Origin of the sequence: Agrococcus sp. UYP10, assembly GCF_040547205.1 — a bacterium.
Lineage (GTDB): Bacteria > Actinomycetota > Actinomycetes > Actinomycetales > Microbacteriaceae > Agrococcus > Agrococcus jenensis.
The window spans coordinates 2306767-2331199 of record NZ_JBEPPG010000001.1; the positions used below are offsets into that span (position 1 = coordinate 2306767).

The window sequence follows — 24433 nt, forward strand, 5'->3', positions numbered from 1 at the left end:
GCTAGACCTCGAAGGCGCCCGACTCGAGGCGCGCCTTGACCTGTCCCAGGTAGCGGGCTGCGTCGGCACCGTCGATGATGCGGTGGTCGTACGACAGGGCCAGGTACACCATCGAGCGGATGGCGATCGAGTCCTGCCCGTCGACCGACACGACGACCGGGCGCTTCACGACCGTGCCGACGCCGAGGATGGCGCGCTGCGGCTGGAAGACCACGGGCGTGTCGAACAGCGCGCCGCGCGAGCCCGTGTTCGTCAGCGTGAAGGTGCCGCCGGCGAGCTCGTCCGGGCTCAGCTTGTTGTCGCGGGTCCGCTGCGCGAGGTCTGCGATCTCGGCCGTCAGCTCGCGGATGCTCTTCGAGCTCGCGTCACGGATGACCGGGGTCAGCAGGCCGCGCTCAGTGTCGACCGCCATCGCCAGGTTCTCGGTGGCCGGGTAGGTGATCTCCGCACCGTCGTCCGTCGAGTTGATGAGCGGGTGCGACTTGAGCGCCTGCACGGCGGCCTGCGTGAAGAACGGCAGGAAGGTGAGCTTGCTGCCCGTCTCCTGCTGGAACGCCGCCTTCTTGGCCTCGCGGAGCTGCGCGACCTTCGTCACGTCGACCTCGACGACCGTCGTGAGCTGGGCGAGCGTCTGCATCGACTCGACCGCGCGCTTCGCGACCACCTTGCGGAGGCGAGACATCGGCGCGGTCGTGCCGCGCAGCGGCGAGACCTCGACCTCTGCGGGCGCCTGCGAGGGCGCCGCCTCGGCGGCCGGAGCCTGCGCTGCCGACTCGGCCGCGGCGAGCACGTCCTCCTTGCGGATGCGGCCGCCCACGCCCGTGCCGGTCAGGGACGCCAGGTCGACGCCCTTCTCGTTCGCGAGCTTGCGCACGATCGGCGTGACGTACGGCGAGCCGCCCGTCGGTGCCGCGGGCGCTGCCGGAGCGGCGGCCTGCGCGGGCGCTGCCGGAGCGGCGGCCTGCGCGGGCGCTGCCGGAGCGGCCTTCGGCGCGGGGGCCGCGGGGGCCTTCGGCTGCGAGGGCGCGGCAGGTGCCTGCTTCGGCGCCTCCTGCTTGGGGGCCTCCTGCTTCGGGGCCTCCTCGGCGATGGCCTCCTTGGCGATCTCCTCCTGCTCGACGCCCACCTCTTCGGTGCCGGCACCCGGGATCACGTCGTCCTCGGCGGGGACCGGCTGCGCGCCGGACGCCTGCGCGGGCTGCTGCTCGGAGGGCTCGTCGGCGGCCGGCGCGGGGGCCGACTCGCTGCCGGCGTCGCCGATGCGGGCGATCACGGCGCCGACGTCGACGGTGTCGTCCTCGTTCGCCAGGATCTCGGTGATCGTGCCGGCGACCGGCGACGGCACCTCGGTGTCGACCTTGTCGGTCGACACCTCGACGATGGGCTCGTCGACCTCGACGGTGTCGCCGACGGCCTTGAGCCAGCGCGTGATCGTGCCCTCGGTGACGCTCTCACCGAGCGCGGGGAGCGTGATCTCGGCGCCGCCGCCGGACGGCTTCGTGCCCGCCTCCTGTGTCTCGGTCGGGGAGATCTCGCTCTGGTCGGTGTCCTCCGCCTGCGCGACGGGGTCGGCCTGCCGCTGCGACGCCTGCGCGGCGTCTGCCTGCTGCGACGGCGAGTCCTGCGCCTCGGCGGCCGACTCGTCGTCGGCCTCCTGGTCGGCCTCGCTGTCGGTGCCGGCGGTCGCGGCCTCGGCGGCCGGGGCCTCCTCGGCGGGCGCGTCCTGGGCCGGTGCGTCGCCCGCGTCGCCGATGCGCGCGATGACGGCGCCGACGTCGACGGTGTCGTCCTCGTCGGCGAGGATCTCGGTGAGCGTGCCGGCGACCGGCGACGGCACCTCGGTGTCGACCTTGTCGGTCGAGACCTCGACGATGGGCTCGTCGACGGCGACCTCGTCGCCCACCGCCTTGAGCCAGCGGGTGATCGTGCCCTCGGTGACGCTCTCGCCCAGTGCGGGGAGCTGGATGTCAGTCATGCTTCGTGTCTCCTGTGGCTGTCGATCAGATGGCGTGCAGGGGCGTGCCCGCGAGCTTGAGCATGGTCTCGCCCAGGGCCTCGTGCTGCGTCGGGTGGGCGTGGATCAGCTGCGAGACGTCCTCGGGGTACGCCTCCCAGTTCACGATGAGCTGCGCCTCGCCGATGAGCTCGCCGACGCGGCGGCCGATCATGTGCACGCCGACGACGGGGCCGTCCTTCACGCGCACGGCCTTCACCGAGCCGGTCGTGCCGACGATCTCGCTCTTCGCGTTGCCGCCGAGCGAGTACTCGTAGGTCTCGATCTGATCGTCGCCGTACTGCTCCTTGGCCTTCGCCTCGGTGTAGCCCACGGATGCGACCTCGGGGTCGGAGTAGGTCACCTTCGGGATGTTGACGTCGGCGACCGGGCGCGGCTCGAGGCCGGCGATCTGCTCGGCGGCGAAGATGCCCTGCTGGTAGCCGCGGTGCGCGAGCTGCAGGCCGGGGACGATGTCGCCGACCGCGTAGACGCCCGGCACGGAGGTCTGGAGGCGCTCGTCGACCGTGACGTAGCCGCGGTCGAGCTGCACGCCGGCCTCCTCGTAGCCGAGGTTGGCCGTCACCGGGCCGCGGCCGACGGCCACGAGCAGCAGGTCGGCGTCGATCGTCTCGCCGTTCTCGAGCGACACGTGCACGCCGCTGTCGTCCTGCGTCACGCCCGAGAAGCGGGCGCCGAGCTTGAACTGGATGCCGCGCTTCTTGTAGGCGCGCTCGAACTGCTTCGAGATCGACTCCTCCTCGTTGGGCACGAGGTGGGGGAGGCCCTCGATGATCGTCACCTCGACGCCGAACGAGCGCCAGACGCTCGCGAACTCGACGCCGATGACGCCGCCGCCGAGGATCGCGACGCGCTGCGGGATCCAGTCGAGCTGCAGCGCCTGCTCGCTCGTGATGACGTTGCCGGTGATCTCGAGGCCGGGGAGCGACTTCGGGTACGAGCCCGTCGCGAGCACGATGCTCTTGCCCGTGAGCGTCTCGTCGCCGACCTGCACGGTCGTGGGCGACGCCAGGCGGCCCTCGCCGGCGAAGACCTTGATGCCCTTGGCGCTGATGAGGCCCTGCAGGCCCTTGAACTTCTTGGCGACGATGCCCTCGCGGAACGCGGTCACGCGCTCGATGTCGATGCCCTGCAGCTCCGCCTGCACGCCGGCCTCGCCGGACTCGCGCACGACGTCGGCGACCTCCGCCGAGTGCAGCATCGCCTTCGTGGGGACGCAGCCCTTGTGGAGGCACGTGCCACCCAGCTTGTCCTTCTCGACGATCGCAACGGTCTTGCCGAGCTGCACGGCGCGCAGCGCGACGGCGTAGCCCGCGCTGCCTCCACCCAGGACGACGATGTCAAAGCTCTGATCGGACACGCACTAGCTCCTTATGAGTCTTCGTTGCCGCGCCGGTGGACGTGGCGGTGCAGGGCAGGTCTTGCCCGTCCCAGCCTAGTCGGATGCATCTGCGTGGCGCGGTGCGCGCGGGGCGAGCCCCGTGCGCCCTCGGCGATCACCGGTCGGTGCGCGCCTACTCGGCCTCGCGGGCCATCGTCGCGAGCGTGCGGATGAGGCCGCGCACGGTCACGCCCGTCGCCCCCGACGGCGTGTGGCCGAAGGGCGAGCCGTTGTTCGTGGAGGGGCCGGCGATGTCGAGGTGCGCCCACGGGATGGGCGAGCCGTCGCGCTCGCCGACGAACTCCGCCAGGAAGGCGGCGGCGACGAGCATGCCGCCCGCGCGGTTGCCGACCTTGGCGTTCGCGAGGTCGGCGACCTCCGAGTCGAGCATCCCGAGCATCTCCTCCGGGATCGGCATCGGCCAGACGAGCTCGCCGGCGGCTCGCGACGCAGTGACGACCGCGTCCACGAAGGCGCCGTCGTTGCCCATGATGCCGCTCACCCGGTCGCCGAGCGCGACCTGCTGCGCGCCCGTGAGGGTCGCGACGTCGATGATCGCGTCGGGCTGCGCCTCGCTCGCGAGCACGAGGCCGTCGGCCATGACGAGCCGGCCCTCCGCGTCGGTGTTCGTCACCTCGACCGTCGTGCCGCCGCGCATCGTGATGACGTCGTCGGGGCGGATGGAGGTCGACGAGACGAGGTTCTCGGCGAGGCACAGGTGCGCGGTGACGCGGATCGGCAGGTGGAGCGCGGCCGCGGCAACGGTCACCGCGTAGACCGTCGCGGCACCCGTCATGTCGTACTTCATGTGCTGCATCGAGGCGGCGGGCTTGAGCGAGAGGCCGCCGGAGTCGAACGTGATGCCCTTGCCGACGAGCACGACGTGGCGGGTCGCGCTCTCGGGCGCGTGCTCGACCGTGACGAGGCGGGGCGGGCGGCTCGAGCCCTGCCCGACGCCCAGGATGCCGCCGAAGCCCTCGCGGCGGAGGCGCTCCTCGTCGCGCACGACGACGGTGAGCCCGGCTGCGGGCGCCTCGGCGGCGACGCGGTCGGCGAACTCCACCGGGCTCAGCAGGTTGGGCGGGGTGTTCGCGAGGTCGCGCGTGGTCCAGACGGCCTGCGCGGCGATCGTCGCGTCGGTGACGACCGAGGCGGCCACGTCGGCGGCGCCCGCGACCACGGCGATCTCGCACACCTTGGGCGCCTCGGCGCGCTTGAGGCCCGAGAAGCGGTAGGCGCCGAGCGCGGCCCCCTCGAGCACCGCGAGCACGTCGTCGCTCGAGGTCACCGGCAGGGACAGCGCGATCGACGGCACGTCGCGCAGCGAGCGCACCGCGGCACCCGCGACCTCGCGGAGCCTGATGGGCGACACGTCGTCGCCGAGCCCGGCGAACGCGACCCGGCGGCCGTCGACCACCGCGCGGACGATCTGCTCGCGCTTGCCCGTCACGCCCAGCGCGGCGAGCAGCTCGGCGTCGAAGCCTGGGACCTCTGGTGCGTCGCCGGCGAGCACGCCGTGCACGACGAGCTCGGCGGTCGCGTCGTCGGCGCTGGCGATGATGGAGAGTGCGGGGATCGGCATGGGTCACGAGGATACCGGCGCCCGGCGGGTGCGGCGCCCGGCGTCGCTAGGCTGGACGGGTGTTCGATCCGCGCGACCTCACCCTGGCCCTCGAGGACCTCGAGACGGTGCCGCACGGCCTCGACCTCGTGATCGCGATCCACGGATTCGTGGACGCGGGCGCCGCCGCGGAGGCCGCGGCCGCCGCGATCCTCGACACGCTGCCGCACCGCAGCATCGTCGAGTTCGAGACCGACATCCTCATCGACCACCGGTCGCGCCGTCCGCGCATCCTCTTCAACGAGGACAAGATCGAGGAGTACCTGCCGCACTCGCTCACGCTGCTCGTGGTCGAGGACGACGCGGGCGCCCCCTTCCTGCTGCTCACCGGCCCGGAGCCCGACTGGATGTGGGAGCGGTTCACGGATGCGCTGCTCGAGCTGATGGAGCGGCTCGACGTGGCGTCGACGACGATCATCACCTCGATCGGCATGCCGGTGCCGCACACCCGCCCGCTCGTCTCGACCGTCTCCGGCAACCGCGCGGAGCTCATCGAGCAGTACTCGGCCTGGCGCCCGGTCTCGCAGGTGCCCGCCTCCGTGATCCACCGCATCGAGCACCGGCTGCACGGCGTCGCACCCGTGACGACCTTCACGGTGCTCGTGCCGCACTACGTGGGGGAGTCGGGGTCGGCCGGGCCCGCGCTCGCAGCCCTCGAGGGCGTGACGAGCGCGACGTCGCTCGCGTTCCGCACCGAGGAGCTGCGGCAGGCCGACCGCGAGTTCCAGCAGCTCGTCGCGCAGCAGATGGAGACGAACGAGGAGCTGCAGCGCATCGTCCACTCGCTCGAGGCGCGCTACGACGCCTTCATGGCCCAGTCGTCGGTGCGGTCGCCGCTCACCGACGAGGACGGCTCGCTGCCGAGCGCCGACGAGATCGCCGAGGAGCTCGAGCGCTACCTGCAGCAGCGGCGGCGCCCCGGGGCGGACCCGCTCGGATGAACAGCGCCCGCTCCTGGATCGTCTGGGGGGTCGGCGCGATCGCCTACATGGTCGCGATCCTGCACCGCTCCTCGCTGGGCGTCGCGGGTCCGGCAGCCGCGGAGCGGTTCGAGGTGCAGGCCACGCTGCTGTCGACGCTCGGCGCGGTGCAGGTCGGCGTGTACGCCGCGATGCAGATCCCGGTCGGCGTGCTCGTCGACCGCTACGGCCCGCGCGTCCTGATCGCGAGCGGCGCCGCCGTCATGGTGGGCGGCCAGACGATGGTCGCGCTCGCCGAGGAGCTGCCGCTCGCGATCGCCGGCCGCATCCTGCTCGGCATCGGCGACGCCGCGACCTTCATCTCGGTCATCCGATTGCAATCGGGCTGGTTCCGTGGGCCGATCGTGGCGCAGATGTCCCAGTGGACGGCGACCACGGGCCAGCTGGGACAGCTGCTGTCGGTCGTGCCGTTCGCCTGGCTGCTCCACCAGGTGGGCTGGACGCTCTCGTTCGGCTCGCTCGCGATCGTCGGCGCCGTCGCGCTCGTGCTCGTGCTGCTCATCGTCTTCGACGCCCCGAAGGGCGGGGCACCCGCGACCGGCTCGATCGACGTGCCGGTGGGCTGGTGGCCGCGGCTGCGGAGCGCCATGCGGCAGCCCGGCACGCGGCTCGGCTTCTGGACCCACTTCTCGCTGCTCGGCTCGACGAACGTCTTCCTGCTGCTGTGGGGCTACCCGATGCTCGTCGAGGGGCTCGGCTATGAGCGCGGCCAGGCGGCGGGCCTCATGGCGACGGTCGTCGGCACGGGCATGGTGGTCGGCCCGATCGTCGGGATCGCGACCGCGCGCTTCCCGCTCCGGCGCTCGACGCTCGTGCTCGCGATCGTCGGGCTCGTCGTCGCGACCTGGACCACCGTGCTCGTGTGGCCGGGGCATCCGCCCACCTGGCTCGTGATCGTGCTCGTGGTCGTGCTCGGCATCGCCGGGCCCGGCTCGACGGTCGGCTTCGACTTCGCCCGCACGTTCAACCCGCTGCGCGTGCTCGGCTCGGCGAACGGGGTCGTGAACATCGGCGGCTTCATGGCGTCGTTCGCGCTCATGCCCGCCATCGGCATCATCCTCGACGCCGTGCACTCCGCCCGCGCCGCCGGTGGTGAGGCGGTCGGCGTCTACGACTGGGAGGGCTTCCGCATCGCGCTCGCCTCGCAGCTCGTCGTGCTCGCGATCGGCCTGGTCATGATCGTGCGGACGCGCCGCATCACCCGCTCGCGGATGCGCGAGGAGGGCATCGAGGTCGGCCCGGTGTGGACCGCCATCGCGCGGCGGATGCGGCGTCGCGGCCGCTGATCGCGCCGTCGCCGCGCCCGACCGGCAACCTGGGAATGCGTATGCCATACCCGGCGCTATACTGTCAAGACCGACCCAGTCGAGGTTGTGCTGCCGCACGGACTTGACATGGGTCATTCGACTGCCCCGAAGCCTGGGTGCCTGAGACCTGCGGAGGACGCATGCCAGCCAAGGAAACGACCACGACGACGCGTCGTACCTCGACGAAGGCCGCTGCCGCGACTGACGCCGAGCAGGCCGCCGCGCCCGCGGCGGACGCGACGCCCGCCACGACCCCCGCCAAGAAGGCGCCGGCCGCCAAGACGACCGCGGCGAAGACCACGGCGGCGAAGACCGCTGCGGCCAAGACCACTGCAGCCAAGACCACTGCGGCAAAGGCGCCTGCAGCGGCGAAGGCCACGACCGCGAAGACCGCCGCCGCCAAGACCGCCGCGGCCAAGAAGGCCGCTCCGGCCGCCGCTGCTCCCGCTGCCCGCGGGGGACGCCGCAAGGCCGCCGCCACGACCGAGGAGCCGGAGACCGAGGAGGTCACCGAGGAGGTCGAGGAGGCCGAGGAGGAGGAGGCGGTCCACGTCGAGAAGCTCCCGACCGGCGCCATGCGCCTCTCGGGCGACGACGACGAGCCCGCCGCCACGCAGATCACCGGCGCGACGGCCGACCCGGTCAAGGACTACCTCAAGCAGATCGGCAAGGTCGCGCTGCTGAACGCCGAGCAGGAGGTCGACCTCGCCATGCGCATCGAGGCCGGGCTCTTCGCCGAGGAGAAGCTCTCGATGGAGCCGAACCTCGACTGGCAGATGAAGCGCGACCTCACGCGCATCGCCCGCGACGGCCAGCGCGCCAAGAGCCACCTGCTGGGCGCGAACCTGCGCCTCGTGGTCTCGCTCGCGAAGCGCTACACCGGTCGCGGCATGCAGTTCCTCGACCTCATCCAGGAGGGCAACCTGGGCCTCATCCGTGCCGTCGAGAAGTTCGACTACACGAAGGGCTTCAAGTTCTCGACCTACGCGACGTGGTGGATCCGGCAGGCCATCACCCGCGCCATGGCCGACCAGGCCCGCACCATCCGCATCCCGGTGCACATGGTCGAGGTCATCAACAAGCTCGCCCGCGTGCAGCGCCAGATGCTGCAGGACCTCGGCCGCGAGCCGAGCCCCGAGGAGCTGGCGCGCGAGCTCGACATGACCCCCGAGAAGGTCATCGAGGTGCAGAAGTACGGCCGCGAGCCCATCTCGCTGCACACGCCCCTCGGTGAGGACGGCGACAGCGAGTTCGGCGACCTCATCGAGGACACCGAGGCGGTCGTCCCGGCCGACGCGGTCGGCTTCACGATGCTGCAGCGCCAGCTCGAGTCGCTGCTCGACTCCCTCTCGGAGCGCGAGGCGGGCGTCATCCGCATGCGCTTCGGCCTGGGCGACGGCATGCCGAAGACGCTCGACCAGATCGGTGACACGTTCGGCGTGACGCGCGAGCGCATCCGCCAGATCGAGTCGAAGACGATGGCGAAGCTGCGCCACCCGTCGCGGTCGCAGCAGCTCCGCGACTACCTGGAGTGATCCGTCGCGGATCGTCACGAGGCCGCCCGGGAACACCCGGGCGGCCTCGCTCGTTCTAGGATGGGTCGATACCCCCAAGAAGGAGCGCTCATGCCTCGCCCCCGCACGATCCTGTCCCGGCTCGCCCCCGTCGCGGCCATCGCCGCCGCCTCCGTCGCCCTCGCGGGCTGCTCGACCGGCCAGCCCGCCGCGAGCGGAGAGCCCGCCGCGAGCGGTGAGGCATCGACCGGCCTGACGATCGAGCAGGTGCAGGAGGCCGGCACGCTCGTCGTCGGCACCGAGGGCACGTACTCGCCGTTCTCGTTCCATGAGGGCGGCGCCGGCGAGCTCACCGGCTACGACGTCGAGATCATCACCGCGGTCGCCGAGGAGCTCGGCGTCGAGGTGGAGTTCGTCGAGACGCCGTGGGACGCCATCTTCGCGGCGCTCGACGCGGGCCGAGTCGACGTGATCGCCAACCAGGTCTCGATCACGCCCCAGCGCCTCGAGCGCTACGTCTTCAGCGAGCCCTACACGTACTCGCCGGGCGTGCTCATCGTCGCCGAGGGCAGCGACATCGCGTCGTTCGACGACCTCGCCGGCCGCACGAGCGCGCAGTCGCTCACGAGCAACTGGGCCGAGATCGCCACCGAGGCGGGCGCCGACGTCGAGGAGGTCGAGGGCTTCGCGCAGGCCGCAGAGCTGCTGCGCTCCGGCCGCGTCGACGCGACCATCAACGACCGGCTCACCTACCTCGACTACGTGCAGTCGCAGGGCGGCGAGACCGGCCTCGTCGACATCGCCGAGACCGAGGAGACGAGCGAGAACGCCCTCGCCTTCCGCGCCGGCAGCGAGTCGCTCGTGACGGCCGTCGACGAGGCGCTCGCCACGCTCGCCGAGGACGGCACGCTCGCCGAGATCTCCGAGCGCTACTTCGGCGAGGACGTCTCCCAGCCGTGACGCCCGCACACCGCTCGCGGCCCCGGCGCTCGCCGGGGCCGCGTCGGCGTCCGGCCCGACGCCGTAGGCTCGCGGCGTGAACTGGCAGCTGATCCTCGAGTCGCTCGGGCCGATCGCGATCGGTGCCGTGACGGGCACGATCCCGCTCACGCTCGCCTCGTTCGCGCTCGGCCTCGTGATCGCCGTCGCCCTCGCGCTCGCGCGCATCTCGGGCATCCGCTGGCTCTCCGGGCTCGCGCGCGCCTACATCTCGGCCATCCGCGGCACCCCGCTGCTCGTGCAGCTGTTCGTGATCTTCTACGGCATGCCGCAGATCGGCATCACGCTCGACCCGTGGCCGAGCGCGATCATCGCGCTCTCGATGAACGTCGGCGGGTACGCGGCCGAGATCATCCGCGCCTCGATCCTGTCGATCCCGCGCGGGCAGTGGGAGGCCGCGTCGATGATCGGCATGTCCCGCGGCCAGTCGCTCTGGCGCATCGTGCTGCCGCAGGCGGCGCGCGTGTCGGTGCCGCCGCTGTCGAACACGTTCATCTCGCTCGTGAAGGACACCTCGCTCTGCTCGGTGATCCTCTTCACCGAGCTCTTCCGCGTCGCGCAGCGCATCGCCGCGCCGAGCGGCGAGTTCCTCACGATCTACATCGTCGCCGCCGCCGTCTACTGGGTCATCTGCCTGGTGCTCGCGGCCGGCCAGGACCGACTCGAGAAGAAGCTGGACCGCTATGCCGTCTGACGCGTCCGCCTCGCTGCCCTCCGCCTCGCTGCCCTCTGGCCCGCTGCTCTCGGCGCGCGGCCTCCAGAAGTCGTTCGGCGACAACCACGTGCTGCGCGGCGTCGACCTCGACATCGAGGCCGGCACGGTGCACGCGCTCATCGGCCCCTCGGGCTCCGGCAAGACGACGGTGCTGCGCTCCCTCAACGGGCTCGAGGAGCCGGAGGCAGGGACGCTGCGGATCGGCGAGCTCGAGATCGACCTGTCGCGGCCGCGGTCGCGGCGGGAGCGCGCCGCCCTGCACCGCACCTCCGCGATGGTCTTCCAGCAGCACCACCTGTTCCCGCACCTGACGGTGCTCGGCAACGTGACGATCGGGCCGATCCGCGTGCAGGGGCGCGATCGCGACACGGTGATGGCGGAGGCGCTCGGACTGCTCGAGCGCGTCGGGCTGCGCGAGAAGGCCGACGCGTACCCGTCATCGCTCTCCGGCGGCCAGCAGCAGCGCGTCGGCATCGTGCGGGCGCTCGCGCTGCAGCCGTCGATGCTGCTGTTCGACGAGCCGACGTCGTCGCTCGATCCTGAGCTCGTCGGCGAGGTGCTCGCCGTCATGACCGAGCTCGCGGGCGAGGGCTGGACGATGGCCGTCGTCACGCACGAGCTCGGGTTCGCGCGGGAGGTCGCCGATCAGGTGTCGTTCTTCGACGAGGGCGTCGTGGTCGAGCGCGGGACACCGGACCAGGTGTTCGGCGCGCCCGAGCACGAGCGCACCCGCCGCTTCCTGCAGCGCCTGCAGGGGCCGTTCGGCCGCTGAGACGGCCTGACGCCCGGCGCACGCGGAAGCGGCCCGCCCCTCGTGGGGTCGGGCCGCTTCGCTCGTCTGGGACCGTGCGCGGGCGCGCGCGCCGGTCAGCGCTCCTGGAGCTTGGCCGTCTCGTCGTGCCACACCTTCGCGAGCGGCTGCAGCGCATCGCGGTGCTTCGCTGCGTGGTGCGCGCAGAAGAGCAGCGTGCCGCTCTCCATCGTCGCGCGGACGTACGCCTGGGCTCCGCAGCTGTCGCAGCGATCGAGCCCGCTCAGCGGTGCGCTTGCCTCATCGGCCTCGAGCGTCGTGGTCTGGATGTCGTTCACGGTGCCCTCCCTCATTCGTCCGTCCTCCATCGTGGCATGGACGACCTGCGCACCGGCGTCATTTCGCGGGCGGTTCGCCAGCGGCGCAACCGGGAGCGCGCCGCGTGGCAGCGCGGCCGTCGTGGGACCGCGGACGTAGGCTGGCAGGCGCGGCAGCCATCGGCGGGCCGCGCACGGCTCGATCGTGCGGAGCGCACGCAGGAATGGGGGATCGGTTGGCAGCCGCGGCATCCGACTACTCGGCACGGCACCTGACGGTCCTCGAGGGGCTCGAGGCGGTGCGCAAGCGTCCGGGCATGTACATCGGCTCGACCGACTCGCGCGGCCTCATGCACTGCCTGTGGGAGATCATCGACAACTCGGTCGACGAGGCGCTCGGCGGCCACGGCGACGACATCACGGTCGTGCTGCACGCCGACGGCTCCGTCGAGGTGCGCGACCGCGCGCGCGGCCTGCCGATCGACGTCGAGCCCCGCACCGGCCTCACCGGCGTCGAGGTGATCTTCACGAAGCTGCACGCGGGCGGCAAGTTCGGCGGCGGCGCCTACAAGTCGTCCGGCGGCCTCCACGGCGTCGGCGCATCCGTCGTCAACGCCCTCTCGGAGCGCCTCGACGTCGAGGTGGATCGCGACGGCGCCACCTGGGCGATGTCCTTCCACCGCGGTGAGCCCGGCGAGTTCCTCGACGAGGGCGAGCCGTCGCCCGGCGCGACGTTCCTGCCGTTCACGGATGCGTCGCGGCTGCGCAAGGTGCGCAAGGTCGCGAAGGGCGTCACCGGCACCCGCGTGCGCTACTGGGCCGACCCGCAGGTGTTCACGAAGGGCGCGGAGTTCCTCGCGGACGAGCTGGCCCGCCGCGCGCGCCAGACCGCGTTCCTCGTGCCGGGGCTCGCGATCCAGATCATCGACGACCGCGCCGACGAGCGCGTCGTGCACGACTTCAAGTACGACGGCGGGCTCAGCGAGTTCGCCGAGTACCTCGCGCCCGACCCGGCGCTCACCGCCACCTGGCGGCTCACCGGCGAGGGCGACTTCCAGGAGACCATCCCGGTGCTCGACGAGGAGACCGGTCACATGGTGACCCGCGAGGTCGACCGCACGTGCGAGGTCGACATCGCGCTGCGCTGGGGCACCGGCTACGACACGGTCGTGCAGACCTACGTCAACATCATCTCCACGCCGAAGGGCGGCTCGCACCTCGCGGGCTTCGAGCAGTCGCTGCTCAAGCTGATCCGCGACCAGGTCGCCGCGAACGCGCGCAAGCTGAAGGCCGGCAACGACAGGATCGAGAAGGACGACGCCCTCGCCGGACTCACTGCCGTCGTGACGGTGCGGCTGCCCGAGCCGCAGTTCGAGGGGCAGACGAAGGAGGTGCTCGGCACGCCCGCCGTGCGCCAGATCGTCGCGCAGGTGGTCGCCCGCGAGCTCGGCGCGATCCTGACGTCGTCGAGGCGCGACGAGAAGGCGCAGGCCGGCGCGCTGCTCGAGAAGGTCGTCAACGAGATGAAGGCGCGCATCTCGGCGCGCTCGCTCAAGGAGACCGCGCGCCGCAAGACGGCGCTCGAGTCGTCCTCGCTGCCGGTGAAGCTCGTCGACTGCCGCTCGAACGACGTCGCGCAGACCGAGCTGTTCATCGTCGAGGGCGACAGCGCGCTCGGCACGGCCAAGCCTGCGCGCGACAGCGAGTTCCAGGCGATCCTGCCCATCCGCGGCAAGATCCTCAACGTGCAGAAGGCGTCGATCGCCGACATGCTCTCGAACGCCGAGTGCGCGGCGATCATCCAGTCGATCGGCGCCGGCTCCGGCCGCTCGTTCGACCTCTCGGCCGCCCGCTACGGCAAGATCATCATGCTGTCGGACGCCGACGTCGACGGCGCGCACATCCGCACGCTGCTGCTCACGCTCATCCACCGCTACATGCGCCCGCTCATCGAGGAGGGTCGCGTCTACGCGGCCGTGCCGCCGCTGCACCGCGTGCTCGTCAAGCACCGCGGCAAGCCCGACGAGGCCGTCTACACCTACTCCGACGCCGAGCTGCATCGCACGCTCACGCGGCTGAAGAAGGCCGGCAAGAGCTGGCACGAGCCGCCGCAGCGCTACAAGGGCCTCGGCGAGATGGACGCCGACCAGCTCGCCGAGACGACGATGGACCGCAGCCGTCGCACGCTGCGCCGCGTCACCATCAACGACGCCGAGCGAGCGCTCGAGATCTTCGAGCTGCTCATGGGCAACGAGGTCGCCCCGCGCCGCGAGCTCATCGTCACCTCCCAGGTCGACCGCGAGCGCATCGACGCCTGATCGTGACCCGGCGGGGGTTCCGACGCACGGCGGTCGCGCGCATACTGGCGACATGCGAGCGGCGCGTCGCGTCCTGGCCGGGCTCGCGCTGATCGCGAGCCTGGCGCTCCTCGCCTGCGGCGCCCCGGGGCCGGGCGACGCGACCTCCGCCCCGCCCTCCGCCAGCCCGACATCCTCCGCCGAGCCGCTCCCTGGCCCGACGGGGGCGCCGTCGCCGGATCCCGCGTCCGTCCCGCCGACGACGGGACCGCCGGCCACGGCGGCGCCGCCGGCCGATCCGCCGCCGTCGCCGAACGCCCCGCCGACGCCGCCACCCACGGAGCAGCCGCGTCCCACGCCGGCGCCATCCACGCCGAGCCCGCAGACGGGGCTTCCGACGGCGTGGCGCGGCGTCGATCTCGAGCGGATCCCCGACGGCCGCGCCGTGGTCGCGCTCACCTTCGACGCCGGCAGCTCCGACCGCGGCGTCAGCGCGATCCTCGAGACGCTCGATGAGCAGGACGTGCCTGCCACCTTTTTCGTGACGGGGGCGATCGCCCGCATGTACCCGGAGCGCGTCCGCGAGATCGCCGATGCGGGTCACGCGGTCGGCAACCACAGCGATCGCCACCTCGCGTACGAGAGCCTGCCTGACGACCGCATCCGGGCCGACCTCGCCGCCGCCGAGGCGTCGATCGTCGCCGCGACCGGCGTGCACGCGATGCCGCTCTTCCGCTTCCCCTTCGGCGCCCGCACGGAGCACGACATCCGAGTCGTCAACGACGCGGGCTACCTGCCGATCCGCTGGAGCGTCGACTCGCTGGGGTGGAAGGGCACGAGCGGCGGGCTGAGCGTCGACGAGGTCGTCGACCGCGTCGTCCGCACCGCGGTGCCCGGCCACATCGTGCTCATGCACGTGGGCGCGAACCCCGACGACGGGTCGACGCTCGATGCGAACGCGCTTCCGCGGATCATCCGGGAGCTGCGCGCGCTCGGCTACGGCTTCGTCGGGCTCGGCGACCTCGTCGGCTGACTGCCGCCGACCGCCTCGAGCCGCGACCCCGTTCGCCGAACTTCCCCGAACCGCGGGTTTCAGGCGCGGAAACCCGCAGTTGGGGGAAGTTCGCGCTCGAGGGTCGCGTACTCGCGGCCGGGGCGGTCAGTCGCCGAGGCGGGAGCCGATCGCGCCGATCGCGCCGTCGACCGAGACGCCAGAGCCCGCCCGGGCCGCGCCGCCCGGCGGCAGCTGGCGCTGCGAGCCGTCGGTGCCGACCGCGAGCGGTGACGGGCCGGCCCACGCGAGGGCGAGCCCTGCCTCGCCCTTCAGCAGCCGGTGCGCCTGCACGCCGCCCGTGCCGCGCCCCTTGGGCGGGAACTCGGCGAGGTCGGACACCTTCGCGCGCGGCTCGTCGAGGCCCGCGAGCGTCTCGGCCGGCTCGGTGACCGTCACGACCTCTGCGTCGTCGGCGACGACGCCGGCGAAGCGCACGGCGGCGCCGGCCTTGAGGCCGATGCCCTTCATGCCAGCGGCACCCGGCCCCTGCGGGTTCACCTGGCCCGCGGGGAAGCGCAGCAGCTGCGCGTCGCTCGTGATGAGCACGATCCAGTCGTCGTCGGGCGCCGGCGCGACGCCGATGACGCGGTCGCCGGCCTTGAGCGCGATGACCGGCTCGCGGTCGCGGTCCCGCAGCTCGGTGGGGCGGATGCGCTTCACGGTGCCCTGGGCGGTGGCGACGAGCCAGGGCGCCTCGCTCGCGAGGTCGATGAGCGCGACCGCGTCCTCGCCGCGCTCGAAGGCGCCGAGGTCGCGCACCTTGATGCCGGCGGTCAGGCCGATGGATGCGGGCGGCACCGACGGCAGGTCGGCCGGCGTGAGCCGCAGCACGGCGCCCGAGGAGGTGACGAGCCCGAACGTGCCGCGGGTCGTCGTCGGGACGCTCGAGCGGATCGCGTCGTGGCGGCTGCGGCGCGCGGGCGCGGGGATCGGCTCCTCGCCGTCGACGCGCACGACGCGGCCGGTCGCCGAGAGCAGCACGCGCGTCGGCGCATCCGCGATCTCGAGGCTCGCCGCGACCTTCGCGGCCGACGCGCGGCCGGAGGTGGGCTGGCCGTTCGCCTCGGTCAGCAGCGACCGGCGTGGCGTGCCGAAGCGCTCGGCGACCTCGTCGAGCTCGCGCGCGACGAGCTCGTGCAGGGCGGCCTCCGTGCCGAGGATGCGCTCGAGCTCGGCGATCTGCGCGAGCAGCTCGTCGCGCTCGGCCTCGAGCTCGATGCGGCTGAACTTCGTGAGCCGCCGCAGCCGCAGCTCGAGGATGTACTCGGCCTGCGGCTCCGAGAGGTCGAAGACGTCCTGCAGCCGCGCCCGCGCCTGCTCGCCGTCGTCCGACGAGCGGATGACCTGGATGACCTCGTCGATGTCGAGGATCGCGATGAGCAGGCCCTCGACGAGGTGCAGCCGCTCGCGGCGCTTCCGCAGCCGGAACTCGCTGCGCCGGCGCACGACGCCGACCCGGTGGTCGAGGTAGACGCGCAGCAGGTCCTTGAGGCCGAGCGTCTCTGGCACGCCCTTCACGAGCGCGACGTTGTTGATCGAGAAGCCGTCCTCGAGCGGCGTCTGCCGGTAGAGCTGCTGCAGCACCGCATCCGGGTCGAAGCCGGTCTTGACGCCCACGACGAGGCGGAGGCCGTGCTTGCGGTCGGTGAGGTCCTGCACGTCGGAGAGGCCCTGGAGCTTCTTCGCGAGCACGCCGGCCTTGATCTTGTCGATGACGCGCTCGGGGCCGACGAGGTACGGGAGCTCGGTGAAGACGATCTGCGTCTTGCGGCCGTGCCGCTCGATCGACGCGCGAGCGCGTGTGCGGAAGCTGCCCCTGCCGCTCTCGTACGCCTCGCGCACGCCGTCGAGCCCGACGATGATGCCGCCGCCGGGCAGGTCAGGCCCTGGCACGTGCCGCATGAGGTCGGCGGTGGTCGCCTGCGGGTGGGCGAGCAGGTGCTTCGCCGCCTGGACGACCTCGACGAGGTTGTGGGGCGCCATGTTCGTCGCCATGCCCACCGCGATGCCGCTCGCGCCGTTGACGAGCAGGTTCGGGTAGGAGGCCGGCAGCACGTCGGGCTGCTGGTAGGAGTTGTCGTAGTTGGGGATGAAGTCGACGACGTCCTCGTCGAGCCCCTCGGTGAGCGAGAGACCGGCGGCCGCGAGCCGCGCCTCGGTGTAGCGGGCGGCGGCGGGGCCGTCGTCGAGCGAGCCGAAGTTGCCGTGGCCGTCGACGAGCGGCAGGCGCAGGCTGAAGTCCTGGGCGAGCCGCACGAGCGCGTCGTAGATGGCCGAGTCGCCGTGCGGGTGCAGCTTGCCCATCACGTCGCCGACGACGCGCGCGCACTTGACGTGACCGCGCTCGGGGCGCAGGCCCATCTCCGACATCTGGAACAGGATGCGCCGCTGCACCGGCTTCAGGCCGTCGCGTGCGTCCGGGAGGGCTCGGGCGTAGATGACCGAGTAGGCGTACTCGAGGAACGAGTCCTGCATCTCCGCGGCGACATCGATGTCATCGATGCGCTCGGCGACGGGGATGTCCGAGGGCGGGGGAGGAGGCGAGGCAGTCATAGGCTGACGGAATGCTACCGACGCGAGTGCCCGGATCCCGGAGCCTTGCCGACGTTCTGGCGAGCTCGTCGCTCGCGATGCGCGGCGAGCAGAACCCGCTCGGCCTGCCGAAGGTCGCCGGGGCGGTCGTGCTGCTCGTCGACGGGCTCGGCGCATCGCAGCTCGGGCAGCGCGCCGGCCACGCGCGCACGCTCGCGGGCGCGCCCGGCGGCTCGCTCGACGCCGGCTTCCCCTCCACCACCGCGGTGGCGCTCGCGTCGCTCACGACCGGAGCGCTCGCGGGCGAGCACGGGATCGTCGGCTACGACGCGCTCGTGCCGGGGGCCGGCGTGCGCAACCAGCTGCGCGACTGGGGCGGCCCGATGGACCCGGCGCGCTGGCAGCGACGCCCGACGCTCTTCGAGTCGACACCGTCGATCGCGATCGGCGAGCCGAGGCATGCAGCCGGCGGCTTCACGAACGCCGTGCTGCGCGGTGCCGAGTACCGCGGCGGCCGCACGATGGCCGAGCGCTTCGCGCTCGCCGAGCAGGCGGCGCGGGAGCGGGCGCTCGTCTACCTCTACGTGCCCGAGCTCGACCGGGCCGGCCACGACCGCGGCTGGCAGAGCCCGGCCTGGACCGACGCGCTCGAGGAGGTCGACGGGCTCACGGCGCAGCTCGCCGCCTCGCTGCGGCGCGACGTCGGCCTCATCGTCACGGCCGATCACGGCATGGTCGACGTCGACGCATCCGGGCAGCGGATCGCGCCGCCGGAGCTGCTCGCTGGGCTCGCGCACGTCGCGGGGGAGCCGCGCTGCCTGCAGCTGCACGTCGACGACGACACCGACGCGGATGCGGTGGCCGACGCCTGGCGGGCCTGGCTCGGCGACGGCGCGTGGGTGGCGACCCGGCAGCAGGTCGTCGACGCCGGCTGGCTCGGCGAGGTGCACCCGGAGGTGGCGCCTCGGCTCGGCGACGTGTTCGTCGCGGTGCGGGGCCGCACGGCGATCTACCTCGACGCCGACGACCCGGGCCGGGGCATGGTCGGCCAGCACGGCTCGCTCACGCCCGACGAGCTGCGCGTGCCGCTGCGCCGCTTCGGCGCCTTCGCCTGATCGCTCGGCCCCGGCCGTTGATCCGACGTCCAGGGGCGGGGTACAGGATTGCCCTGCATCCGGGTTCAACGGCCCGGGTCGACCAGCCGGGCTCTGAGCCCGGACAGCTCTGAGGAGAGGAACCCACCATGCGCAGGTGGATCATCACGACCGTCGCCACCGCCCTCGTCGGGTTCATCGCCCGCAAGATCGGCGAGCGCCGCGACCGGAACAGCGGACGGGGCACGTCGCGCCGCCGCTGACCGCACACTGCTCGTGCGGGCGCGCCGGGTGGTCACGACGCGCCGTGCGGCTCGGCCTGCCGCGGCGTGTCGTGACCACCCGGCGGCCCAACTGCGGCGCGTCGTGACCACCTGGCGCACGCCGCGCGCGCCTGGGGCCGCTTCGGGTCAGAAGCGCACGACCTGGCGGATCGCCTTGCCGTCCGCGAGCGTGTCGAGCGCCTCGTTGAGCTCGTCGAGGCCGATCTCGTTCGTCACGAGCGCCTCGACGGGCAGCCTGCCCTCGCGCCACAGCTGTTCGTAGCGGGGGATGTCGCGCGCCGGCACGGCGGAGCCGAGGTACGAGCCGATCACGGTGCGCGCCTCCGCGGTGAACGTCAGCGGCGACAACGACGACCGCGCATCGGCGCGCGGGAGCCCGACGGTCACCGTCGTGCCGCCGGCGGCGGTGAGCGCGAAGGCCGTCTCGAACGCCTTGGGGTGGCCCGCCGCCTCGACCACGACGGCCGCGCGCAGCCCCTGGGCGATGGCGTCGTCGGGGGAGAGCGCGACGTCGGCGCCCAGCTCGAGCGCCGTGTCGAGCTTCGCCGGCACGGCGTCGACGCCGATCACGCGGCCGACCCCGAGCGAGGCCGCCGCGAGCAGCGCCGCCATGCCGACCCCGCCGAGCCCGACGATGACGATGTCGTCGCCCTCGCGCGGCTTCCCCGCGTTGATGACCGCGCCGCCGCCGGTCAGCATGGCGCAGCCGAGCACCGCGGCGACCGCGGGCGGCACATCGGCGCCCACGGGCACGACCGAGCGCCGGTCGAGCACCGCGTGCGTCGCGAAGGCCGAGACACCGAGGTGGTGATGCACGTCCGAGGCCGAGGCGCCCGTGCCCTCGTGCAGCCGTCGCCCGCCGCCGAGCAGCTCGCCGGCGCCGTTCGACGCCGAGCCGCGCTCGCACGGCAGCCTGCCGTCCCTCGCGCACGCGGCGCACTCGCCGCAGCGCGGCAGGAAGGTCGTGACGACGCGGTCGCCGACCGCGACGTCGTCGACGCCGGGGCCGATCGCCTCGACGATGCCCGCGGCCTCGTGGCCGAGCAGCATCGGCACCGGCCGCGGCCGGGCGCCGTCGACGACCGAGAGGTCGCTGTGGCACAGCCCGGCCGCCTCGATGCGGACGAGCAGCTCGCCGGGGCCTGGCGCGTCGAGCTCGAGGTCGACGAGCTCGAGCGGTCGGGACGCGGCGAACGGCCGCTCGGCGCCGATCGAGCGCAGCACCGCGCCGCGGATCCGCATCAGTTGCCGTCCCAGCCCTGCACCGTGCCGTCGGGGCTCGCCTCGCGCACGACGAGCGTGCAGTCCTTGCCGCCGAGCCCGTCGTCGAGCAGCCGCTGCAGCTGATCGCGGATGAGCGTCGCGGCCGGCACGTGCACGCCCGTCTGCTCGGCGCCCGCGACGGCCAGCGTGACGTCCTTGTGGCAGAGCATCGCCGAGAACGACGCGTCGAAGTTGTCGTTGGATGCGGCGCCCGGCACGATCCCGGGCACGGGGTACCAGGTGCGCAGCGCCCAGGAGTCGCCGGACGAGACCCGGGCGACGTCGAAGAACGCCTGCGGGTCGAGCCCGAGCTGCTGGGCGAGCTGCGAGCCCTCCGACATCGCGAGGATCGAGATGCCGAGCATCATGTTGTTCACGAGCTTCGCGGCGATGCCGTGCGTCGCCTCGCCGACCGCGAAGACGTTCCCCGCCATCGGCGTGACGATCTCCTTCGCGTCGGCGACGTCGTCCTCGATGCCGCCGAGCATGAAGGTGAGCGTGCCGGCCTGCGCGCCCTGCGTGCCGCCCGACACCGGTGCGTCGACGAAGCGGAAGCCGCGCGAGCCCGCCTGGCCGTGGCACCACTGAGAGGTCTCGATGTCGACGGTCGACGTGTCGAGGATGAGCGTGCCGGGCGCGGCGTGCGCGAAGACGCCGCCGTCGCTCTCGAGCACCTGCCGCACGTGCTCGCCCTTCGGGAGGCTGAGGATGACGACCTCGGCGCCCTCCACCGCCTCGGCGATCGAGCCGACCGGCGTGATGCCGTGCTCCGCCGCGCCGTCGCGCAGCGCGTCCACGACGTCGTAGCCGCGCACGTCGTGACCCGCGGTGACCAGGTGGGAGGACATCCGGCTGCCCATGTTGCCGAGTCCGATCCAGGCGATTGACGTCATCGTCGATTCCTTCCGTAGGTGTGCTGCAACGCTATCTGCTGGGATGCGGACGGGCGGCGAGGATGCCCCCGCCGCCCGCCCGATCACCGATCGAGATCGATGATCAGAGGGTGCCCTTCTCGGCGAGCAGTCGCTCGCGGTCGATGTCGTCGACGTCGTGGAGCGAGATGCCCTTCGTCTCCTTGAGCGCGAGCACCGCCACGAGGGTGATGACGCACGCGATGACGATGTAGATCGCGACCGGGATGTAGCTGTCGAACTGGCTGAGCAGCGCGGTGGCGATGATCGGGGCGAGCGAGCCCGCGACGATCGAGGTCACCTGGTAGCCGAGCGAGACGCCCGAGTAGCGCATGCGCGTCGGGAACAGCTCGGCCATGATGGCGGGCTGGCCCGCGTACATGAGCGCGTGGAAGAGCAGGCCGAGGATGATCGCCGACAGGATGACGATGTCGCTGCCCGTCTCGAACATCGGGAAGGCGATGAAGCCCCACGTCGCGCCGAGCAGGACGCCGGCGAGGTACATCGGCTTGCGCCCGACCCGGTCGGTGAACCTGCCCACGATCGGCACGAAGATGAAGTGCGCGATGTGCGCGATCGCCATGAGCCCGAGGATGCGGGAGACGTCGTACTCGAGGTAGGTCCGCAGGTAGACGATCGAGAACGTCACCACCAGGTAGTAGAGGACGTTCTCGGCGAAGCGCAGGCCCATGGCCGTCAGCACGCCCTTGGGGTAGCGCTTGAGCACCTCGAGCACGCCGTAGGACTGCGCCTGCGACTGCGCGACCTCGTCGCGGACGGCCTGGTAGATCGGCGCGTCGGTGACCCGCGTGCGGATGTAGTAGCCCACCGCGACGATGACGACGGAGAGCCAGAACGCGACGCGCCAGCCCCAGCCGAGGAACTGGTCGTCGTCGAGCAGCAGCTGCAGCAGGAGCAGCACGACGGTGGCGATGAGGTTGCCGGCAGGCACGGCGGCCTGCGGGAACGACGACCAGAAGCCGCGCTCCTTGTTGGGCGAGTGCTCCGCGACGAGCAGCACGCCGCCGCCCCACTCGCCGCCGACCGCGAAGCCCTGCGCGAAGCGCAGCAGCACGAGCAGTGCGGGTGCCCAGTAGCCGATCTGGTCGAACGTGGGCAGGCAGCCCATGAGGAACGTCGCGACGCCGACCAGGATGATGGCGAACTGCAGCATCTTCTTGCGGCCGTATTTGTCGCCGAAGTGGCCGAAGACGATGCCGCCGAGCGGGCGTGCGATGAAGCCGACCGCGTAGGTCAGGAACGCGCTGATGATGGGGAAGTACGGATCGTCGTTCGCGGGGAACATGATCAGGTTGAAGACGATCGTGGACGCCGTGGCGTACAGGAAGAACTCGTACCACTCGACGACCGTGCCGGCCATGGCGGCGGTGACGACCCGGCCGAGGCCCTTGCGGTCGTTGTCGCGCGTGGTGTCGTGCGCGGATGCTGTCATGCCTACCTCCTTGTAGGTGCACGGGACTGTGCGCGGTGAATCTAACATGACGAATCGTTCAGGTGGCGCGCGGCCCCCGCGACACGCCAGAGGGAGGGCGCCCTGTCGGGCGGCCCTCCCTCTGCGCTGCTGCGGTGCGGCTAGCGGTCGTCGTCCGTGCGGCTGCCGAACACGATCTCGTCCCAGCTCGGCATCGAGGCGCGCGAGCCGCGCTTGCGGCCCCCGACGGGTCCGGTCGCCGCGGCGCGCTGCGGGCGCTGCGCCTCGGGCTCGGACTCTGCCGCCTGCTCGACCTGGGTCGGCTCGGGCTCGAAGCGCACGGGCTCGCTCTCGGCCGTGCGCAGCGCGGCCTCGCGCTCGCTCCGGCGCCGGCGCAGCGCATCGAGCAGCTCCGCCGTGTGGTTGGGCTGCGTCGCGGCTGCCGGTCGGTTGATGGCGGCGGCCTGCACGTTCTCGGGCTGGCTGCCGACCTCGCCGCCGCGACGGCGCAGCCACGGGTTGTCGGCCTTCGTCGGCTCGCGGCGCTCGTCGACCGAGCTCTCGACCGCGGCGGAGGAGGCGACGGCGTCCTCGAGGCCGACGCCGGGCTCGACCGGTGCGGGCGCCGACCGCGTCGCGCCGCGCTGGATGCGGAAGGCATCCGAGTCGAAGCGGCCCGTGTCGGTCGCCGCGCGCTGCGAGATCGGGGGAGCGGGCTCGTCGGCCGGCGACGGCGCGGAGGGTGCTGCCGGTGCCGCCTCGGCCGGCGCGGGTGCGCCCGCCGGGGCGGACGGACGGGACTGCCGGTCGATCGCGCGCAGCCGCGGCACGAGCACGCTCGACGCGTCGCCGGACTGGCTCAGCGAGATCGCCTCCTTGCTGCGCGGGGTGAGCGTGGCCTTCTTCGACTCGTAGCCCCACAGCGCCTCGTGCTGGATGCCCTCGGTCGTGAAGCGCAGGCGCACGGTCCAGGCGCCGCCCTCGGCGTCCTTCCACGACGCCCACGAGCGGTCGGAGGCGCGCAGGTCGTCGAGCCGCTCCTCGATCGCCGCGCCGAAGGTCGTCTCCTGCGCGAGCGGGTCGATGTCGCCCGAGGCGACCGGGATCGACAGCGCGGAGTCGAGCACGTGCGCGCGCTCGGCGAGCACCGGACCCTCGAACCGCTCGATGTAGGCGAGCTCCTCGCCGGTCGACGAGGCGACCTGCTCGGCCGTCATGCCGCCTCGGATGAGGGACTGGATGTCGCGGGGGGTGGCCTTGCGCTCCCGGTGGGGGATCGCGCTCGGCTGCTTCCTGCGCTCGGGCAGTGCTTCGACGGGCACGCTGAAGCGCTCGCCGGAGTCGGACTCGAGGATGAGCACGTCGTCCTCGACGCCGATGACGCTCAGCTGCTGCATGATTCGTCGGTCCTTCCTGGCGGTGTCGGTATCGAGCCAGCATCCCACGCTGCGGGGGCGCCGCGCGGGAATGGAGCGGGCGCGCCGCGTGTTCTGAGTGGGGCACGGACGCATGACGGCGCTGATCGTCCGCGCGCCTCGGAACGGGATATCTGATTTGCCATGCGGTCCCGTTTCGTGCAGACTGTGCGCCGACGCCGCTCCAACCCCAAGCAAGGACACCTTCATGGCCACCGATTACGACGCCCCGCGCAAGACCGACGACACCGAGAACGAGTCGATCGAGGCGCTCAAGGAGCGCGTCCCCGCGAAGAGCGTCTCGACCGACGAGGATGCCGACAACCCGGGCAGCTTCGACCTCTCGGCGGCCGACCTCGCCGACGTCGAGCTCGACGTCGTGGTGCTGCCGGCGCAGGAGGACGAGTTCACCTGCGTCAACTGCTTCCTCGTCAAGCACCGCCTGCAGTTCGACCACGAGACGAAGCTCGGCCCGATCTGCCGCGAGTGCGCCCACTGACCTGACCCGATCGTCGCAACGCCCGTCGCCTGCTGGCGGCGGGCGTCGCTGCG

19 protein-coding genes are annotated in these 24433 nt (G+C 72.5%); 10 read left to right on the top strand and 9 right to left on the bottom strand.

Annotation, left to right across the window (positions count from 1 at the left end; translation table 11 throughout):
- Position 1: 1 nt before the first annotated feature.
- The 3 genes from sucB to ABIB37_RS11360 all read right to left on the bottom strand — a co-directional run bounded on the left by sucB (position 2) and on the right by ABIB37_RS11360 (position 4977).
- Positions 2 to 1975, bottom strand: coding sequence for a 2-oxoglutarate dehydrogenase, E2 component, dihydrolipoamide succinyltransferase (gene sucB, locus ABIB37_RS11350; protein ID WP_354260462.1), 1974 nt, complete (start codon positions 1973 to 1975; stop codon positions 2 to 4).
- A gap of 25 nt (positions 1976 to 2000) precedes the next feature.
- Positions 2001 to 3374, bottom strand: a complete 1374-nt coding sequence (gene lpdA / locus ABIB37_RS11355; RefSeq protein ID WP_354260464.1) for a dihydrolipoyl dehydrogenase — start codon at positions 3372 to 3374, stop codon at positions 2001 to 2003.
- Positions 3375 to 3528: 154 nt separating this feature from the next.
- Positions 3529 to 4977: a leucyl aminopeptidase gene (locus ABIB37_RS11360; protein ID WP_354260466.1), complete on the bottom strand. Its 1449-nt coding sequence runs from the start codon at positions 4975 to 4977 to the stop codon at positions 3529 to 3531.
- Between the two features lie 59 nt (positions 4978 to 5036).
- On the opposite strand from ABIB37_RS11360, the gene ABIB37_RS11365 reads away from it, so the two are divergent.
- The 6 genes from ABIB37_RS11365 to ABIB37_RS11390 all read left to right on the top strand — a co-directional run bounded on the left by ABIB37_RS11365 (position 5037) and on the right by ABIB37_RS11390 (position 11303).
- Positions 5037 to 5957, top strand: coding sequence for a PAC2 family protein (locus ABIB37_RS11365; protein WP_354260468.1), 921 nt, complete (start codon positions 5037 to 5039; stop codon positions 5955 to 5957).
- On the top strand, positions 5954 to 7282 hold the full coding sequence (locus tag ABIB37_RS11370; protein ID WP_354260470.1) for an MFS transporter: 1329 nt from the start codon (positions 5954 to 5956) through the stop codon (positions 7280 to 7282). The genes ABIB37_RS11365 and ABIB37_RS11370 overlap by 4 nt, the downstream gene beginning before the upstream one ends.
- A gap of 161 nt (positions 7283 to 7443) precedes the next feature.
- Complete coding sequence (locus ABIB37_RS11375) at positions 7444 to 8838, top strand: RNA polymerase sigma factor (protein ID WP_354260472.1); 1395 nt, start codon at positions 7444 to 7446, stop codon at positions 8836 to 8838.
- A 90-nt stretch (positions 8839 to 8928) separates the two neighbouring features.
- Positions 8929 to 9777 carry an amino acid ABC transporter substrate-binding protein gene (locus ABIB37_RS11380; RefSeq protein WP_354260474.1) on the top strand — a complete coding sequence of 283 codons (849 nt, stop codon included), beginning with the start codon at positions 8929 to 8931 and terminating at the stop codon, positions 9775 to 9777.
- Positions 9778 to 9853: 76 nt separating this feature from the next.
- Positions 9854 to 10510 (top strand): amino acid ABC transporter permease, encoded by a 657-nt coding sequence (locus ABIB37_RS11385; RefSeq protein WP_354260476.1) that lies wholly within the window; start codon positions 9854 to 9856, stop codon positions 10508 to 10510.
- The gene (locus tag ABIB37_RS11390) at positions 10500 to 11303 is read left to right on the top strand and encodes an amino acid ABC transporter ATP-binding protein (protein WP_354260478.1); all 804 of its coding nucleotides are present in this window, start codon (positions 10500 to 10502) and stop codon (positions 11301 to 11303) included. Before ABIB37_RS11385 ends, ABIB37_RS11390 begins: the two co-directional genes overlap by 11 nt.
- A gap of 95 nt (positions 11304 to 11398) precedes the next feature.
- On the opposite strand, the gene ABIB37_RS11395 is transcribed toward ABIB37_RS11390, so the two are convergent.
- Entirely contained in the window at positions 11399 to 11635 is a 237-nt protein-coding gene (locus tag ABIB37_RS11395) for a DUF7455 domain-containing protein (RefSeq protein ID WP_245989903.1), read from the bottom strand.
- Positions 11636 to 11823: 188 nt separating this feature from the next.
- Between ABIB37_RS11395 and ABIB37_RS11400 the strand changes: the two genes are divergently transcribed.
- Both ABIB37_RS11400 and ABIB37_RS11405 read left to right on the top strand, forming a co-directional pair.
- Complete coding sequence (locus ABIB37_RS11400; protein ID WP_502914048.1) at positions 11824 to 13917, top strand: DNA gyrase/topoisomerase IV subunit B; 2094 nt, start codon at positions 11824 to 11826, stop codon at positions 13915 to 13917.
- A gap of 424 nt (positions 13918 to 14341) precedes the next feature.
- On the top strand, positions 14342 to 14929 hold the full coding sequence (locus tag ABIB37_RS11405; protein WP_354260482.1) for a polysaccharide deacetylase family protein: 588 nt from the start codon (positions 14342 to 14344) through the stop codon (positions 14927 to 14929).
- A 126-nt stretch (positions 14930 to 15055) separates the two neighbouring features.
- Here ABIB37_RS11405 and ABIB37_RS11410 read toward each other — a convergent pair whose 3' ends face one another.
- Positions 15056 to 17503 carry a DNA gyrase/topoisomerase IV subunit A gene (locus tag ABIB37_RS11410; protein ID WP_354260484.1) on the bottom strand — a complete coding sequence of 816 codons (2448 nt, stop codon included), beginning with the start codon at positions 17501 to 17503 and terminating at the stop codon, positions 15056 to 15058.
- A 77-nt stretch (positions 17504 to 17580) separates the two neighbouring features.
- Between ABIB37_RS11410 and ABIB37_RS11415 the strand changes: the two genes are divergently transcribed.
- Positions 17581 to 18597 carry an alkaline phosphatase family protein gene (locus ABIB37_RS11415; RefSeq protein ID WP_354260486.1) on the top strand — a complete coding sequence of 339 codons (1017 nt, stop codon included), beginning with the start codon at positions 17581 to 17583 and terminating at the stop codon, positions 18595 to 18597.
- Positions 18598 to 18986: 389 nt separating this feature from the next.
- Here the strand turns inward: ABIB37_RS11415 and ABIB37_RS11420 are convergent, their stop codons facing one another.
- From ABIB37_RS11420 to sepH, 4 genes are all read right to left on the bottom strand, one after another.
- Entirely contained in the window at positions 18987 to 20102 is a 1116-nt protein-coding gene (locus ABIB37_RS11420) for an alcohol dehydrogenase catalytic domain-containing protein (protein ID WP_354260488.1), read from the bottom strand.
- Positions 20102 to 21016: an NAD(P)-dependent oxidoreductase gene (locus ABIB37_RS11425; RefSeq protein ID WP_123698036.1), complete on the bottom strand. Its 915-nt coding sequence runs from the start codon at positions 21014 to 21016 to the stop codon at positions 20102 to 20104. The genes ABIB37_RS11420 and ABIB37_RS11425 overlap by 1 nt, the downstream gene beginning before the upstream one ends.
- Positions 21017 to 21119: 103 nt before the next feature.
- Entirely contained in the window at positions 21120 to 22487 is a 1368-nt protein-coding gene (locus ABIB37_RS11430; RefSeq protein WP_354260490.1) for an MFS transporter, read from the bottom strand.
- Positions 22488 to 22627: 140 nt separating this feature from the next.
- Complete coding sequence (gene sepH / locus ABIB37_RS11435; protein ID WP_354260492.1) at positions 22628 to 23863, bottom strand: septation protein SepH; 1236 nt, start codon at positions 23861 to 23863, stop codon at positions 22628 to 22630.
- A gap of 226 nt (positions 23864 to 24089) precedes the next feature.
- Here sepH and ABIB37_RS11440 point away from each other — a divergent pair, with 226 nt between their 5' ends.
- Positions 24090 to 24380: a DUF4193 domain-containing protein gene (locus tag ABIB37_RS11440; RefSeq protein WP_123698033.1), complete on the top strand. Its 291-nt coding sequence runs from the start codon at positions 24090 to 24092 to the stop codon at positions 24378 to 24380.
- The last annotated feature ends 53 nt before the right edge of the window (positions 24381 to 24433 follow it).